The 15,835-nt window shown below is 72.5% G+C and carries 16 protein-coding genes; 10 read left to right on the forward strand and 6 right to left on the reverse strand.

Going from position 1 to position 15,835, the window contains the following annotated elements:
* The first annotated feature begins 108 nt into the window (after positions 1 to 108).
* Both RR3_RS06575 and RR3_RS06580 read left to right on the forward strand, forming a co-directional pair.
* Positions 109 to 2,868 carry a sacsin N-terminal ATP-binding-like domain-containing protein gene (locus tag RR3_RS06575; protein ID WP_048772345.1) on the forward strand — a complete coding sequence of 920 codons (2,760 nt, stop codon included), beginning with the start codon at positions 109 to 111 and terminating at the stop codon, positions 2,866 to 2,868.
* Positions 2,781 to 3,416, forward strand: a complete 636-nt coding sequence (locus tag RR3_RS06580; RefSeq protein WP_010593981.1) for a phosphatase PAP2 family protein — start codon at positions 2,781 to 2,783, stop codon at positions 3,414 to 3,416. Before RR3_RS06575 ends, RR3_RS06580 begins: the two co-directional genes overlap by 88 nt.
* 24 nt (positions 3,417 to 3,440) lie before the next feature.
* Here the strand turns inward: RR3_RS06580 and RR3_RS06585 are convergent, their stop codons facing one another.
* Positions 3,441 to 3,689 (reverse strand): DUF2530 domain-containing protein, encoded by a 249-nt coding sequence (locus RR3_RS06585; protein WP_010593982.1) that lies wholly within the window; start codon positions 3,687 to 3,689, stop codon positions 3,441 to 3,443.
* A 75-nt stretch (positions 3,690 to 3,764) separates the two neighbouring features.
* Here RR3_RS06585 and RR3_RS06590 point away from each other — a divergent pair, with 75 nt between their 5' ends.
* From RR3_RS06590 to RR3_RS06605, 4 genes are all read left to right on the forward strand, one after another.
* Entirely contained in the window at positions 3,765 to 5,249 is a 1,485-nt protein-coding gene (locus tag RR3_RS06590; protein ID WP_010593983.1) for an NCS2 family permease, read from the forward strand.
* A gap of 43 nt (positions 5,250 to 5,292) precedes the next feature.
* Entirely contained in the window at positions 5,293 to 5,724 is a 432-nt protein-coding gene (locus RR3_RS06595) for an Rv0880 family HTH-type transcriptional regulator (RefSeq protein ID WP_010593984.1), read from the forward strand.
* Between the two features lie 81 nt (positions 5,725 to 5,805).
* Positions 5,806 to 6,612, forward strand: a complete 807-nt coding sequence (locus RR3_RS06600; RefSeq protein ID WP_010593985.1) for a TrmH family RNA methyltransferase — start codon at positions 5,806 to 5,808, stop codon at positions 6,610 to 6,612.
* Complete coding sequence (locus tag RR3_RS06605) at positions 6,609 to 6,890, forward strand: DUF2537 domain-containing protein (RefSeq protein WP_010593986.1); 282 nt, start codon at positions 6,609 to 6,611, stop codon at positions 6,888 to 6,890. The genes RR3_RS06600 and RR3_RS06605 overlap by 4 nt, the downstream gene beginning before the upstream one ends.
* Before the next feature lie 40 nt (positions 6,891 to 6,930).
* Here RR3_RS06605 and RR3_RS06610 read toward each other — a convergent pair whose 3' ends face one another.
* From RR3_RS06610 to RR3_RS06625, 4 genes are all read right to left on the reverse strand, one after another.
* Entirely contained in the window at positions 6,931 to 7,680 is a 750-nt protein-coding gene (locus RR3_RS06610; protein ID WP_017679367.1) for a DUF6928 family protein, read from the reverse strand.
* A 15-nt stretch (positions 7,681 to 7,695) separates the two neighbouring features.
* Positions 7,696 to 8,583: a septation protein SepH gene (gene sepH, locus RR3_RS06615; RefSeq protein ID WP_174557554.1), complete on the reverse strand. Its 888-nt coding sequence runs from the start codon at positions 8,581 to 8,583 to the stop codon at positions 7,696 to 7,698.
* 243 nt (positions 8,584 to 8,826) lie between these two features.
* Positions 8,827 to 9,948 carry a phosphoserine transaminase gene (gene serC / locus RR3_RS06620; protein ID WP_017679369.1) on the reverse strand — a complete coding sequence of 374 codons (1,122 nt, stop codon included), beginning with the start codon at positions 9,946 to 9,948 and terminating at the stop codon, positions 8,827 to 8,829.
* 116 nt (positions 9,949 to 10,064) lie between these two features.
* The gene (locus tag RR3_RS06625) at positions 10,065 to 11,192 is read right to left on the reverse strand and encodes a citrate synthase 2 (RefSeq protein WP_017679370.1); all 1,128 of its coding nucleotides are present in this window, start codon (positions 11,190 to 11,192) and stop codon (positions 10,065 to 10,067) included.
* A gap of 206 nt (positions 11,193 to 11,398) precedes the next feature.
* Here RR3_RS06625 and pdxH point away from each other — a divergent pair, with 206 nt between their 5' ends.
* The 3 genes from pdxH (at position 11,399) to RR3_RS06640 (ending at position 13,731) form a co-directional block, all read left to right on the forward strand.
* Positions 11,399 to 12,091, forward strand: a complete 693-nt coding sequence (gene pdxH, locus RR3_RS06630; RefSeq protein WP_026137453.1) for a pyridoxamine 5'-phosphate oxidase — start codon at positions 11,399 to 11,401, stop codon at positions 12,089 to 12,091.
* Entirely contained in the window at positions 12,088 to 13,356 is a 1,269-nt protein-coding gene (locus RR3_RS06635) for an MFS transporter (RefSeq protein ID WP_010593144.1), read from the forward strand. The genes pdxH and RR3_RS06635 overlap by 4 nt, the downstream gene beginning before the upstream one ends.
* Positions 13,357 to 13,443: 87 nt before the next feature.
* The gene (locus tag RR3_RS06640; protein ID WP_017679372.1) at positions 13,444 to 13,731 is read left to right on the forward strand and encodes a hypothetical protein; all 288 of its coding nucleotides are present in this window, start codon (positions 13,444 to 13,446) and stop codon (positions 13,729 to 13,731) included.
* A 100-nt stretch (positions 13,732 to 13,831) separates the two neighbouring features.
* On the opposite strand, the gene RR3_RS06645 is transcribed toward RR3_RS06640, so the two are convergent.
* Positions 13,832 to 14,749, reverse strand: a complete 918-nt coding sequence (locus RR3_RS06645; RefSeq protein ID WP_026137454.1) for an MBL fold metallo-hydrolase — start codon at positions 14,747 to 14,749, stop codon at positions 13,832 to 13,834.
* Between the two features lie 130 nt (positions 14,750 to 14,879).
* Between RR3_RS06645 and RR3_RS06650 the strand changes: the two genes are divergently transcribed.
* A complete protein-coding gene (locus tag RR3_RS06650) occupies positions 14,880 to 15,818 on the forward strand; it encodes an aldose 1-epimerase family protein (RefSeq protein WP_017679374.1) in 939 nt (312 codons plus the stop codon).
* The last annotated feature ends 17 nt before the right edge of the window (positions 15,819 to 15,835 follow it).

The following is a 15,835-nucleotide window of genomic DNA, read 5'->3' on the forward strand; positions in this document are numbered from 1 at the left end:
GACGGCGGAGAGCACCGAGACTGCAGCGAACACCGAGACCGCGGAGAGCACCGAGACCGTGGCCGCCGAGCCGGCCGGGGCCGAGCCGCCGGAACAGACCGACTGACGATGCCGCGCCCCGACCCCTTCGGGACAGCGGGGCTGCGCGAGGGCACCCTGCTGGCCTGGGCATCGTCCCCGACCCGGCTGCGGGAGGACGCCGCCACCGAGGCCGACCTCGTCCGGGCCGGCTACCGGGACCGGGTGCTGACCGAACTCGCGCAGAACGCGGCCGACGCGGCCGCGCGCGCGGGCGTGCCGGGGGTGCTGTGCCTGTGGCGCGACGGCGACGACCTGCACGTCGCGAACACCGGCGCGGTGCTCGACGAGGCCGGCGTGCAGGCGCTGACGGCCCTGCGCGCGTCGAGCAAGACGGGCGGGGTCGGCCGGTTCGGGGTCGGGTTCACCGCCGTCGCGGCGGTCAGCGCGGACATCGAGATCCGTTCGCGTTCCGGCTCGATCCGCTTCTCCGCCGCACGCACCCGGGACGCCCTCGCCGACCGCGACCTGCCCGTCCCGGAATCCGGCATCCCGGTGCTGCGTCTCGCCTGGCCGGTTCCCGCACCACCCGCGCCGGGCTGGGACACCGAGGTGGTGCTGCGGCTGCGTGCCGGCATCGACGCCGACGCGCTGCTCGACGGGTTCGCCGCGGAGGCCGTCGACCTGCTCCTCGAACTGCCCGCCCTGACCACCGTCACGGTCGGCGCTCGCACGTTCACCCGCACCTGCACCGACACCGAGTCCGGGCTGCGTGTCGTCGCCGTCGGCGAGCGGACCTGGTGGGAGTACACGGGCCCGCACGCCCGCTGGCTCGTTCCGGTCGTCGACGGGGTGCCGGTGCCGGTGTCCCAGGACGTGCTGCGTGCCCCCACCCGCTCGGACGAGGAACTCTCGCTGCCCGCGCTGGTGATCGCCGACGTGCCGATGCAACCCGACCGGCGCCGCCTGCTCCCCGGCGCCCCGGTGGCCGGGCTCGTCCGCGGTTACGCCGACTTCGTCGCGGCCCTGCCCCCGCGGCACCGGCCGTCGATGGTTCCGGTTCCCGGTTTCGCGCGCAGCGAGGTCGACGCGCTGCTGCGGGAGGCCGTGCTGCAGGAGCTGCGCGCGCATCCGTGGCTGCCCCCCGCCGACGGCGGCGACGATCTGCTCCCGGACCGCGCCACCGCACTGACCGGTCTGACCGACGAGCTCGCCGGTGTCCTCGCCGACGTCGTGCCCGGCCTGATCCGGCCCGATCTGTGCGGGCCGCGGCACGCGGCGGCGCTCGGCGCCGTCGACGTGCACCGGCTCGGGCCGGCGCGGATCGCCGAACTGCTCGCCGGCGTCGAGCGTGAACCCGCATGGTGGTACCGGCTGTACGAGGCGCTCACCCCGTTGGTCGTCGACGCCGTGGTCGCCGAGGAACTCGCCGCGATCCCGGTCCCGCTGTCGGACGGGCGCACCGTGACCGGGCCGCGGACCACCGTGCTGGGCACGGACGTCGGGCATCTGCGGCTGCCGTGGGTGCGTCTCGTGCATCCCGACGCCGCACATCCGCTGCTCACCCGGCTCGGCGCCGGCACGGTCACGGCGGCGGATCTGCTCGCGGATCCGGCCCTGCTCGCGGCGGTCGAGGACGTCGACGCCGCGGACTGCGAGGCGACGACCGAACTGGCGGACGTCGTACTCCGGCTGGCCGCACAGGTACCGGCCGCGGCGGTGCCCCGGGAGCTCGGAGCGCTGCTGCTGCCCGACGTCGACGGTGAACTCGTGCCCGCCGACGAACTGCTGCTGCCGGGGGCACCCCTCGCCGAGGTGCTGGTGCCGGACGCGCCGTTCGCCACCCTCGACCCGCAGGTGGTCGAACGGTACGACGCCGACGCGCTGCGGGCGGTCGGTGTCGGATGGGGTTTCACCGTGCTGCGCGCCGAACTGCCCACCGGTCCCGATCACGACCTGCCCGACGAGGAACAGTGGTGGGAAACCCTCGACGGGGACCCCGACCTGCTCGTGGCCGTGCGCGATCTCGACCTGGTCGACGACGCGTGCTGGGACCGGGCCCTGTCGCTCCTCGTCGCCGATCCCGGCACCGCCGCGGTCCTCGACGATCGCCGTGGCTACACCGCCTGGTGGCTGCGCACCTTCGCGACGCTGGACGGCCGGACGCTCGGGCACCTGCGCGCCCCCGACGACGACGCGTTCGCCGGGCTGCTCGACCCCTGCCCGCACCCGGACGCGGACCGTCTGCGGGCGTGTCTGGCCGCGACGGACGTCGAGAGCACGGAGGCGGCCGCGCTGCTCCTCGACCTCCTGGCCGATCCCGACCGCATCCCCGTCCCGGTCGTCACCGTCCACACCCACGCCGCCCTGGCCGCGGCGAGCGCCGCCGGCGTACTCGACCTCGACGACCTGCACCTGCCCGACGCCGTCCGCAGCCTCGCCGGGACGACCGTCGATGCCGCGCACGCACTGGTCCTGGACCGGCCCTGGCTCGCCGCCGTGATCCCCGCCGACCGGCTCGTGCTCGGCACCCTGCCGGCCGCGCCGGTCCTCGCCGACCTCCTCGACGTGCCCCTCGCCTCGGCCGAGGTGTCCGGCCATGTCACCGGCCCGGGGCGCGCGACCGAATGGCGGAACGAGCCGGCCGCGGTGCTCGCCGCGGCCGTCGCGGGGCGGACGGTGCCGCGCGGACCGCTCGTCGTGCACGAGCGGCTGACCGTGCGCTGCTCGGGCGCGGTCACCGGCGAGCACGAGGTCGCGTGGTGGGTGGACGGCAGCGGCACGACGCACTGCACCGCATCGGGACTGGCCGCCGCCGTCGCGGCGCTCGCGCCGGCGGAGCCGCGATGAGTATCGACACGACGACCCTCGAGGGGGTGGTGGACCTGCGCGAACCCGCGTTGACCGCCCTGGTCACCGTCGTCACCCACTCGGGAGGCATGACCGCGATCGCCGTCGTCACGGCGGTGCTGACGGTGCTGATGCTGCGCGCGGGCCGCCGCGACGATGCGCTGCTGCTGTCCGCGACGATCCTCACGGGCTGGCCGCTGATGAGCCTGCTCAAGCTGCAGTTCGGCCGGGAACGCCCCCCGCAGCCCGAACGCCTCGTCGAACTGACCACCCACTCGTTCCCGTCCGGTCACGCCATGATGACCGCGATGCTGGCGACGGTGCTCGCCGTCGTGATCGCCCGGCGGTCGCCGCCCGGCAGCCACGGGGCCCTCGTGGCGTACTGCGCTCTCGGCGCCTACACGCTCGCGGTCGGGCTCTCGCGGGTCTACCTCGCGGCGCACTGGCTGACCGACGTCGTCGCCGGGTGGGTGCTGGGGTCGTTGTGGGCGTTGCTGTGGGTGGGGTTGATCACGCGGGTGCAGTCCCGGCTGTCACCACGGCCGTGACGCCGGGCGGCACGCGCCCTCTCGTCAGTCCAGTCCGACCTGAGCGCCGCGCCGGCCCAGCCGTGCGGCCCGGCGCTGCACGAGGAACAGGGTGAATCCCAAGAGTCCCACGATGATTCCGGCTACACACACGGGCAGTGCGGCCGACCACCGCTCGTCCGCGACGAGCACGACGATCGTCGCCACCGTCCACAGCGCCGTGCCGATCGCCAGTGCGGCGCGGGGATCGGCGAGGCGCCGGGTCCGCTCGGCGATCGTGCGTGCGTCGTTCACGATTTCAGGCTAGTCCAGCCCGGTTGCAATAATCTCCCGTTGCGACGCAGCCCCCACCCCAGAGCGGAAGTCGATATGGCCCAATCCTCAGAGCGGAAGTCCGGCACGGCGGTCGGCACCTCCTTCCTCGACACCTACTTCAAGATCACCGAACGGGGATCGACGGTCTCGCGGGAGGTGCGCGGTGGTGTCGTCACGTTCGTCGCGATGGCCTACATCGTGGTGCTCAATCCGCTGATCCTGGGCAGCTTCTCCCCGGACGACGCCACGGCCAAGGTCGACGTGCTCGGCAACATCCTGCCGGTCAACCAGGTCGCGGCCGTCACCGCGCTGGTGGCCGGACTGATGAGCATCGTCTTCGGCATCGTCGCCAACTATCCGTTCGCCATCGCGGCCGGCCTGGGCATCAACACCCTGCTGGCGGTCACCATCGCGCCCCAGGTCACCTGGCCCGAGGCGATGGGCCTCGTGGTGATCGACGGCATCATCATCGTGATCCTCGCCGTCACCGGTTTCCGCACCGCCGTGTTCAACGCGATCCCGCCCGAGCTGAAGGCGGCCATTGCGGCCGGTATCGGTGCGTTCATCGCCCTGATCGGCATGGTCGACGCCGGATTCGTGCGCCGCCTGCCGGACGCGGCCGGCACCACCGTCCCCGTCGGGCTGGGCATCGACGGTTCGATCGCGTCGTGGCCGACCGCGGTGTTCGTGTTCGGCGTGCTGCTGATGGGGGTGCTCGTCGTGCGCCGGGTGCCCGGCGGTCTGCTCATCGGCATCGTCGCGACCACGGTGGTGGCCGCGATCGTCGAGGCGGTCGCCGGCGTCGGGCCGTCGCAGGGCACCGACCCGAAGGGCTGGAACCTGAGCACCCCGGAGGTGCCCGACAAGGTGGCCGGCGTGCCGGATCTGAGCCTGGTGGGCAACGTCGACCTCTTCGGCGCGTTCACCCGGATCGGCGTGATCGCCGCGACACTGCTCGTGTTCACACTCGTCCTGGCCAACTTCTTCGACGCGATGGGCACGATGACCGGCCTCGGCAAGGAAGCCGGGCTCACCGACAAGAACGGCAACCTGCCCGGCATCGGCCGTGCCCTCGTCGTCGAGGGCACCGGTGCCGTCGCCGGTGGTGTGGGATCCGCGTCGTCGAACACGGTGTTCGTCGAGTCCGCCTCCGGCATCGCCGAGGGTGCGCGCACCGGTCTCGCGAACGTGGTGACCGGCGTGCTGTTCCTCGCCGCGATGTTCCTCACCCCGCTCTACGAGATGGTGCCGGTCGAGGCCGCCGCCCCGGCTCTCGTGGTGGTCGGCGCCCTCATGATCGGGCAGGTCCGCGACATCGACTTCACCCAGTTCGCCATCGCACTGCCCGCGTTCCTCACGATCGTCGTCATGCCGTTCACCTACTCGATCGCCAACGGCATCGGCGTCGGCTTCATCACGTGGGTCGTCCTGCACGCCGCGGCCGGAAAGGCGCGGACGGTGCATCCGCTGCTGTGGGTGGTGGCAGGCTTGTTCGTCGCCTACTTCGCGGTGGACCCGATCACCGAACTGCTCACCTGACATGCGGCGCGATGTGTCCGGTCGGTCCCGTATTGCGCACGCCATGACATCGGAACATCGCACGCTCGCCGGCGACCTCTCGTTGGCAGTCGTGCGCCTGACGCGCCATTTGCGGGGGCGGCGCTCCGATTCCCGGGTGTCCCTGACTCAGCTGTCGGCCATGACCACGCTGAGGCAGGAGGGAGCGATGACCCCCGGTGCGCTGGCCGCACGCGAGAAGGTCCAGCCGCCGTCCATGACGCGGGTGATCGCCTCGCTCGACGAGATCGGGCTCGTCGAACGGACCCCGCATCCCACGGACGGCCGGCAGGTCATCGTCTCGCTCTCGGACGCGGGCCGGGCACTGCTGATCGACGAGCAGCAGGCCCGGGAGGCGTGGCTGACCGAACGCCTCGCCACCTTGGACGAGGCCAGCCTCGCCACGCTCGGGGACGCGGTGGAGATCATCAACAAGCTGGTCAGCGAAGCGGAGTGAGCCGATCCCGGTCCTCGTGGCCGGGATGTGCCCGGCGAACCCGCCGACGAGCCCGGGACGTGGCCTGGGAGAATCGACGGCGTGGTGCACATCGTCGACATCGAGGATCCCGCCGACCCCCGGCTGAACGACTTCCGAGACCTCAACTCGGCGGATCGCCGGCCCGACCTGCCGGCCGGCAAGGGGTTGGTGATCGCGGAGGGCGTGCTCGTCGTCCAGCGGATGCTCGATTCGCGATTCACACCCGGCAGCCTGCTCGGGGTGGATCGTCGTCTCGGTGAACTCGCCGACGACCTGCGCGACGTCGACGTGCCGTTCTACCGCACCTCGGCCGAGGTCATGGCCGAGGTCGTCGGCTTCCACCTCAACCGCGGGGTGCTCGCCGTGGCGCACCGGCCGCCGGCGCTCGCCCTCGACGACGTCCTCGAGAAGGCCACCACGGTGGCGGTGCTCGAGGGTGTCAACGACCACGAGAACCTCGGCTCGATGTTCCGCAACGCCGCCGGCCTCGGTGTCGACGCCGTCGTGTTCGGCAAGGGCTGCGCCGACCCGCTGTACCGGCGGTCGGTGCGGGTCTCGATGGGTCATGTCCTGCGAGTGCCGTTCGCGCACGTCGAAACGTGGCCGGACGATCTGGACCTGCTGCGGGCGCGCGGCTTCCAGCTCATCTCGCTCACTCCGAATCCCGAGGCCGTGCCGCTGGCCGAGGCGATGACGGGGGAGAAGGTCGCGCTGCTCCTCGGTGCCGAGGGTCCGGGGCTGACCGAGCACGCGATGCGCGCGACGGACGTGCGGGCCCGCATTCCGATGGCCCCGGGCACCGACTCGCTCAACGTCGCCACGGCCGCGGCGATGGCGTTCTACGAGCGGGTACGGATCCCGCGGTGATCGCGCCCCCGCGCGCCCCGTCGACACCGTGGTCGACGGGACTGACGCTGACGGGTTTCGCCCTCGCCGTCACGGTGGTGACGATCGTGGCGTTCGGGCTCGAACTCGGGCGCGTGCACCCCCTGCTCGTGGTGATCGTCAACCTCGTCGCCGCGGCCGGGATCGCCCCCACCCTGTGGTGGTGGCGTCGGGTGCCGCTGTGGCGGTGGATCGCCGCCGGCGTCGCCGCCGGTGTCCCGGTCGGCTGGATCGTCCTGCTCGCCGCGGCGGCGTTCTGAGCGGATCCACGGCCGCGAACGAATCTGCCAGGCGCACCGGTTATTCCGCGCGCGTACGGCCGGGCAGTGCGCGGCCGGGCGCGGATATCCGCCGCGGCCACCACCGCCGTCGCGCGGGCCGGGCGCCCGGTGCGTCCCGGTCGGCGGGTGGCCGCTCGCCGTCGCGGTACAACGCGAAGTCCCACACCTCGATCTCGTGGGGGTCGAGCTCGCCGGCGGCGCGGGCCGTGTAACGGAACCCGAGCCACGCGGTGTTGGCGGCCTCGGCGAACCGGCGGGGGTGGAACGGCAACGCCTCGGGGTGGGGCAGTACGTCCAGCGGCCAGCGGATCGGGAACTCCCCGCCCCAGAACGGCCGCTCCCACACGAACGGCAGCCCGTCGTCCTCGGTGATGGCGACGGGCGTGGCGTCGAACGCTCGTCGCGGCGTGCCGCGCCGCCAGGCACCGACGGCGCCGCGCGCCCCGGTGGGATCCGACACGACGAGATAGGTGTTCTCGGACGCGACGGTGTGCCTCCAGCGTTCGGGCAGCTGCGACGGACGCGTCGCCGCAAGGTCCGGGCTGCACACCACCGTCACCCCGGGGAAGCTGCCCACGTAGACCCGGCCGGCCGCCCCGGCTGCGGCCTGCGCGAGCGGCACCCGGCCCAGCGGCTCGGACGACAGTCCCGGATGCAGCCGTCCGACGAGAGCGTGGGCGGTCGTGCAGTCGGCCCGCGCATCGCGCAGCACCTCGCCGGGGTCGGGGGCGTCGACGTACCAGATGGTCGACACCGTCGCGGCCGCCATCGGTGGGTCCGGTCCTCAGCCGCGCCCGTTGCTGCGCACGCCGAGCAGCACGTCGTCCCACGAGGGGAGGGCGGGCTTGCCGCGCTTGTCCTTACCCGGATTCTGCTGCGGCGCCAGCTTCGGCCGGTCCTCCTCCACGTCGGGCTCGGGCAGACGCGCCGCCGCGGGACGGACCTCCTCGACCTCGGCGTCGATGACCGCGGGCGGCGGTTCGAGGGTGATCGTCTCGGCGACGACGTCCTCCCGCTCGGACCCGTCGTTGTCGCCGGTGTCGTCGACATCGCGCGCCGTGTACACCGGTGTGAGGCAGCGCAGCGGCCGCCCGCAGTCCGGATCGATCAGCTCGGTGGCGGTGTCGTCGAGCGGGAGGATCGTCCCGCCGTGGGCGTCGGGCTGGTAGCGCCAGTGCGCGGCGTTGGTGGACCGGCCGGCGTCCCACTGCAATTGGGCCACCCAGTGACCCTCGTCGTCGCGCCACGCGTCCCAGGTGGCGGCGTCGATGCTGTGCCCGCGTGCCCGGAAGGCCTGGGCGACGATCTCGGCGAGGGTGTGCACGGCCGGGCCGTCCGGACGCACCGGATGACCCTGCTGAGCCATCTCCGCCGCGCGGGAGCGCTCGAGCAGCACCGGGTAGGCGAACCGCTCCACCTTCGCGAGCGGGATCCCGGCCTCCTCGGCGACCTGCTCGACGGATGCGCCGGAGCGGATGCGGGCCTGGATCTCGCGGGGTCGCAGCTGACTGGCGGTCTCGATCTGGATCTGCCCGAGGCGGGCGAGGTCACCACGGGAGGCGGCGCGGAGCGTGTCGTCGATCGGGATGCGGAATCTGTCGCCGTTTTCGGGATCGGCGAGCACGACGTGCGTTCCGTCGGGCTCGAGGCCGACCACTCGAAGCTCTCGCACCATGACCTCCTCGCGGGGAATCGCGATTGACCCGCCCGACTGTAACGGACTCGTGATGCCTGCGGAGCAGGACACGCCGACACGCCGGGGGCCCGGTGGCGTGAATCCGCCGACGTGGCGCTATTGTCCAAGGTTTCCCCGAAAGTCTCGACTCGTTGTCGAGAGTTCGAGACGGCTCCGGGACGGCGAACGGGGCCGGACCCGACCCGGATCCGACCCCGCCCTCACGGTCGCGCGACCGATCTACATCCGGTCGACCACCCAGTCGATGCACTTGGTCAGCGCGGTGATGTCGTCGGGGTCGATTGCCGGGAACATGCCGACGCGCAGCTGGTTGCGGCCCAGCTTGCGGTAGGGCTCGGTGTCGACGATCCCGTTGGCGCGCAGGATCTTCGCAACCTGTGCGGCATCGACCGAGTCGGCGAAGTCGACGGTGCCGACCACCTGGGAGCGCAGCGCCGGATCGGCGACGAACGGGGTGGCGTACTCGGAGGCCTCGGCCCACGCGTACAGCCGCGACGACGAGTCCGCGGTCCGGGCCGTCGTCCAGGCCAGGCCGCCGTTGCCGTTCATCCACTCGATCTGGTCGGCCAGCAGCAGCAGCGTGCCCACCGCGGGGGTGTTGTACGTCTGATCCTTCGTGCTGTTGTCGACGGCGATCGGCAGCGACAGGAACTCGGGAGTGAAGCGGCCCGAGGCCTTGATCTCGTCCACCCGCGCCAGCGCGGCCGGGCTCATCAGGGCGATCCACAGGCCACCGTCGGCGGCGAAGCACTTCTGCGGCGCGAAGTAGTAGACGTCGAAGTCCTCCGCGGCGACGGGCAGGCCGCCGGCGCCGGACGTCGCGTCGATGGCGATCAAGGCGTTCTCGGAGCCGGCCGGGCGGGTGACCGGCACCGCGACACCGGTCGAGGTCTCGTTGTGGGCCCAGCCGATGAGGTCGGCCGATCCGTCGGCGACTATCTCCGGTGCGGTTCCCGGCGCGCTGTCCACCACGATCGGGTCACCGATCAGCGGGTTCTTCTTGGCGACCGTGGCGAACTTCGACGAGAACTCGCCGTAGGTGAAGTGCTGCGACTTCTCCCGGATCAGGCCGAACGCCGCGGCGTCCCAGAACGCGGTGGTGCCGCCGTTGCCGAGCACCACCTCGTAGCCGTCGGGCAGGGCGAACAGCTCGCGCAGTCCCGAGCGGATGCGGGCGACGACGTCCTTGACGGGCTTCTGCCGGTGGCTGGTACCGAACACCGAGGCACCGACCTCGACCAGGGACTGCAGCTGCTCGGGGCGAACCTTGGAGGGACCGCAGCCGAAGCGGCCGTCGGCGGGCTTGAGATCGGCGGGAATGATCGGTGTAGCGTCAGCCATCGGTATGCGTGTCCTAAACGTCGAGGAACGAGTGCACCGGTAGTCTAGACGGCCCCCGCCGGTCGGCCGGACGGACGGGCACCCGGTGCGGGGACCCGTCCGTCCGGCTCGGTGGATCAGTTGTGGGTGATCGAATCCCAGCCCTCGACGCTCTCCGGGCTGCGGGCGTCCGGGCCGGTGTAGATCGCGGCGGGGCGCACCAGCTTGCCCAGGCGCTTCTGCTCGAGGATGTGCGCGCACCAGCCGGCGGTGCGGCCGCAGGTGAACATCGCCGGCATCATCGCGGCCGGGACCTCGGCGAAGTCGAGGATCACCGCGGCCCAGAACTCGACGTTGGTCTCGATGGCCCGGTCGGGGCGACGCTCGCGCAGCTCGGCGAGGGCGGCCTGCTCGAGGGCGGCGGCGACCTCGTAGCGCGGCGCGTTCAGTCGCTTCGCGGTGTCGCGCAGCACCCGGGCGCGGGGGTCCTCGGCGCGGTAGACGCGGTGCCCGAAGCCCATCAGCTTCTCCTTGCGGTCGAGGATGCCCTTGACCAGCGCGCGGGCGTCGCCGCTGCGTTCGGTCTCCTCGATCATCGGCAGCACGCGTGCCGGGGCCCCACCGTGCAGCGGGCCGGACATCGCGCCGACCGCACCGGACAGCGCGGCGGCGACGTCGGCGCCGGTGGAGGCGATGACGCGGGCGGTGAAGGTGGAGGCGTTCATGCCGTGCTCGGCGGCCGAGACCCAGTACGCGTCGATCGCGGCGACGTGGGCCGGGTCGGGTTCGCCCTTCCACCGCACCATGAACCGCTCGGTGACGGTCGCGGCCTCGTCGATGCGCTTCTGCGGCACGGCGGGCTGATAGATGCCGCGCGCGGACTGCGCGACGTACGACAGGGCCATCACGGCGGCGCGGGCGAGGTTCTCCCGCGCGGTGGCGTCGTCGATGTCGAGCAGCGGCTCGAAGCCCCAGATGGGGGCGAGCATCGCCAGGCCGGCCTGGACGTCGACACGGACGTCGCCGGTGTGGATCGGCAGCGGGAACGGCTCGGCCGGGGGCAGGCCCTGGCCGAACCTGCCGTCGACCAGCAGGGCCCACACGTCCCCGAACGTGACCCCGCGCGTGACGAGATCCTCGATGTCGACGCCGCGGTAGCGCAGCGAACCGCCGTCCTTGTCGGGTTCGGCGATATCACTGGTGAAGGCGACCACGCCTTCGAGGCCGGCGACGAAATCCTCGGGTACAGACGCGCGCGATGCCATGACGGTTGGGCTCTCCTCGTTCGGTGCAACCCGGTCCGGGCAGCACTGCCGGTGAAGCGGGACTCGGCGGATGTGATCGGCGCCCCACTCCGTTCGTCGGTGCGACTGTAGTCCCCCGGGCGGGAGGATCGGCGCCCGGATACCCGGGAGTAGTGTCCAGCATCGTGTCCACCGATCCACGGCCCGGCGCCGAGAACGCCGAGGGGCTGCCTCCGAGTGCGGACGAGCACGCCGATCTGGCGTCGATGCGTGTCGACTACACCCCTGCCGGCCCTCAGGGCGCGTCCGCCGTCGACGAGGATCTCGAACCCGAGTGGCTCACCGACGGCTGGCTGCCGGTGCTGCGCCGCTGGCTCCTCGACGCCGCCGCGGCAGGACTGCCCGAACCGAATGCGATGGTCCTCGGCACCGTCGACGAGCACGGTCGGCCCGTGACCCGCACCGTGCTGTGCAAGGGAGTCGACGCGGACGGGGTCGCCTTCTTCACCAACTACGACTCCGACAAGGGCCGGCAACTCGCCGCGACGCCCTATGCGTCGGCCACGTTCACCTGGGTCCCGATCTTCCGCCAGGTCACCGTCCGCGGGCCCGTCGAGCGGGTCGGCGCGCAGGAGACCGCCGAGTACTGGCACTCCCGGCCTCGCGGCTCCCGCCTCGGCGCGTGGGCCTCGCAGCAGTCCCGGCCGATCGAGTCCCGGGCGGCGCTCGAGCATGCGCTCGTCGAGGTCGCCGAGCGCTACGGCATGGACGCCGAGATCCCGGTGCCGCCGCACTGGGGTGGACTGCGGATCCGCCCCGAGTCGGTCGAGTTCTGGCAGGGCCGGCCCAACCGTCTGCACAACCGGGTGCGGACCCGGCTGGTCGACGGGCGGTGGCTCACCGAGCGTCTGCAGCCGTGAGGCGGCTGCTCGCCGACACCACGCCGCTCGAGAACCGCGACTACCGTCGGTTGTGGACCGCCGGCATCGTCACGGTCGTCGGCGCCCAGCTCAGCGTCGTCGCGGTGCCGCAACAGATCTACGAGATCACCCGCAGCTCGGCGTACGTGGGTCTGACCGGTGTGTTCGCCCTCGTCCCGCTCGTGGTGTTCGGGCTGTGGGGCGGTGCGTTGGCCGACGTGATGGACCGGCGCCGGCTGCTCACATTCACCACGCTCGGCATGGGCGTGACGTCGCTGCTGCTGTGGGCGCAGGCCGCCGCGGGCCTGGCGAACGTGTGGCTGGTGCTGGTGCTGTTGTCGCTGCAGCAGGCCTGCTTCGCGGTCAATCAGCCCACCCGCGGCGCGGTGATCCCGCGGCTCATCCCGAACGGCCAACTGGCCGCCGCCAATTCGCTGAACATGACGGTGATGCAATTCGGGGCGATCGCCGGGCCGCTGCTCGCGGGCGCCCTGATCCCCGTGCTCGGTCTGCCCACCCTGTACCTGATCGACACCGTCGCACTGCTCGCGACCCTGTGGGCGGTGCTCGCGCTGCCGCCGATCCCGCCGACCGGGCAGGCCCGGCGTGCCGGCCTGCGCGAGGTGCTCGACGGGTTCCGTTACCTCTCCACCCAGAAGATCCTGCTCGCCTCGTTCGTCGTCGACATCGTCGCGATGGTGTTCGGCATGCCGCGGGCCCTGTTCCCGCAGATCGCGCACGACTCGTTCGGTGACCCCGCCGAGGGCGGGTTCGCGCTCGGGCTGCTGTTCGCCGCGATGTCGGCCGGTGCGGTGCTCGGCGGGGTGTTCTCCGGCTGGTTGCCACGGGTGCGCCGGCAGGGGCTCGCGGTGATCGTGTGCATCGTCGCCTGGGGTCTGGCGATGGTCGGCTTCGGCGTCGCGGTGGGCCTCGCCGAACCGGGCGGCACCGCGGTGTGGCTGTGGATCGCCCTGGCGTTCCTCGCGTTCGGCGGCGCGGTCGACATGGTCTCCGCGGCGTTCCGCTCGACGATGCTGCAGTCCGTCGCCACCGACGAGATGCGGGGCCGGCTGCAGGGCGTGTTCATCGTCGTCGTCGCCGGCGGACCCCGCATCGGCGACGTCCTGCACGGCGGGGCGGCGGCGCTGGTGGGCACCGCGGTCGCCGCGGCGGGCGGCGGGGTCCTCGTCGTGGCCGGTGTGCTGGTGTGTGTGCTCGCCTTCCCCGCCTTCGTGCGGTACCGGGTGGACCGCACGATCCACTGACCCGTCCACCGACGGGGCACATGCGGTATCCACGCGGGCAGGGCACGATGGACGGACGTGATCGCACACCCTGACGCGGGAGCCGGTATGCCATCGAATCGTTTCGTCCGATCGCCGGACCGCAACGGAGCGGGGACCGCAGCCCTCGTCGCGGGCATCGTCGCCGCAGGGTGCGCCTTCGTCCCCTTCCTCGGTGATCTGGTCACGATCCCCGCGGGACTGGCTGCGGTGGTGTGCGGCTGGGTCGGCCTGGACCGGGTGGACAAGGGGTCGGCGACGAACCACGGGGAGGCCCTGGCGGGCGCGGTCCTGGGTATCGCGGCGCTGTTCGTGGTGTTCATCGTCTTCGCGGCCACTCACACTGCGGGCGGATGACCACCGGCACATTCGCGGAACCCGTCCCCACCTCTCACCGATCGGGGCCGGACCGCCTGCTCCCTCGGGGTGCCCGGATGGTCTCGGGTACGGAAATCCGTCACCGCCACGGATCCTCGCGCCGCCACACCTGCGGCAGATGCAGCTCCACCCCGTCGCGCTCGGCGAGCCGGCCGAGGACCCGCATGGTGACGTCGAGATCGTCCCCGGCGTAGGGCAGCGCGCGCAGCGGCCGGTCGAGCGGGCGGAAGAAGTCGTCCCAGTGCACGAGCACCACCCGTCGCGCTCCGACCGTGCCGACGGTCTCCGCCCAGTAGCTGCGGATGTACTCCTCGCTCTGCACCCCGAGTTGGCCGACGCCGAGATAGACGACCTCCGCGCGCCGGCCGGCCAGCGCCCCGGGCCGGAAACCGGCGCTGCCCTGGATCAGCAGGGACCGGCCGTCGGCGTGCGCGACGAACGTCGACCACGCCTCGCCGCACCGATAGCTCCCGGCCCGCGCGGGCGGGACGACGGGCGCGTCGATCGTGCCCGGGTACCGGTCCGGCGGACAGTGCTCGGACGCGACGAGCGTGACGGTGAACCCGCCGAACCGCAGCGGCTCGCCGGGCGTGGCGACGACTATCCGCTCCGGCGGGAGGCCGTGCCCGCGCCCGACGTTCGCCGTCGATTCGCCGCCGACGAGCACCGCGCCCGTCCGCTCGGCGACGGCCGCGGAGTCGAGCACGTGGTCGAAGTGGCTGTGGACGGGCAGGACGGCCGCGAGCCGCGTCGCGCCGGCCCGGGTCAGGCACGCGTCGATCCGGGCCGGGTCGGGTGCGAGCCGACCCAGCGCGACGGCGCCGAGACCCGGGCGGGTGAAGAAGCCGTCGGTCAGCAGCGCGTCGGTGCCGTCGTCGACGAGCAGGGTGGACACCCCGAGGAACGTCACGGCCGGGCGGGATGCCGCCGTCGCGGCGGGGACGTCGAACCGGTCGGCGTAGGCGGCGAGATCCGGGCGGCCGAGGCGCAGTCGCATCCGGTCATCGTAGGCGCGGAGGCGCACCGGCGGCCCGATCCGGCTCGGTGACACCACCGCGATCGGCGAGGTCGCCGCCGTGATCGGCGAATCCCCGACCTGCCGCGCCCGTCCGCGGGAGACTGGGCCCATGTCCGATCCGACGAACTACCGGATCCGAAGGGGCGGGTACCGCGCGGAGGTATCCAGCTCGGGGGCGGCGCTGCGGGCACTCGAGCACGAATCGCCGGACGGGCCGTACCCGCTGACGGAGAGCTGGCCGGCGAACGAGCGGCCCCCGCTGCGCTCCGGCACGGTGCTCGCCCCGTGGCCGAACCGCATCCGGGACGGGCACTTCTACTTCGACGGCATCGAGCATCAGCTCGCGCTCACCGAACCCGAACGCGGCAACGCGGTGCACGGATTCGCCTGGCATCGAGACTGGGTCCTGGTTTCCCACAACGACTTCCGCGTCGAGCAGAAGCTGGACGTGGGACTGCACAAGGGGTGGCCGTACCAGCTGCGGCTCACCGTGACCCACGAGGTGGGCGACGACGGCCTCACCGTCACGCACACCGCCACCAACATCGGCGGCTACCACTCGCCGTTCGGGCTCGGCGTGCATCCGTACGTCCGGGCAGGCGCCGCGCCGCTCGACGAGTGCACGCTCCGCCTGGCCGCCGGCACCCGGCTGCCGCTCGATCCCGGGCGCGGACTGCCGAACGCGTACTCGCAGCCGGTCGAGGGCACCGAGTTCGACTTCACCTCGCCGCGGCCGCTGCGCGGAGTCGAGCTCGACCTTCCGTACAGCGCGCTGGACGTGGACGTGGATGGCCGGTCCCGGCACGACCTGCGGGGCCCGGACGGGCGGGGGGTGCGGTTGTGGGCCGGGCGCGAGTTCGGCTGGCTGCAGGTGTTCACCGCCGGCGCCGTCCCCGAACTCGAGTATCCGGGACGGGGGCGGGCGCTGGCGCTCGAACCGATGACGTGCCCGCCGGACGCCTTCAACCTCGGCATCGATCTCGTCGTGCTGCAACCCGGGCAGACGTGGACGGGTCGGTGGGGCCTGACCGCCCTGCCGTCCGCATGACGGGATCCTGCACCGCC

It is taken from the genome of Rhodococcus ruber NBRC 15591 (genome assembly GCF_001894945.1).
In the GTDB taxonomy this organism is placed as follows: domain Bacteria; phylum Actinomycetota; class Actinomycetes; order Mycobacteriales; family Mycobacteriaceae; genus Rhodococcus; species Rhodococcus ruber.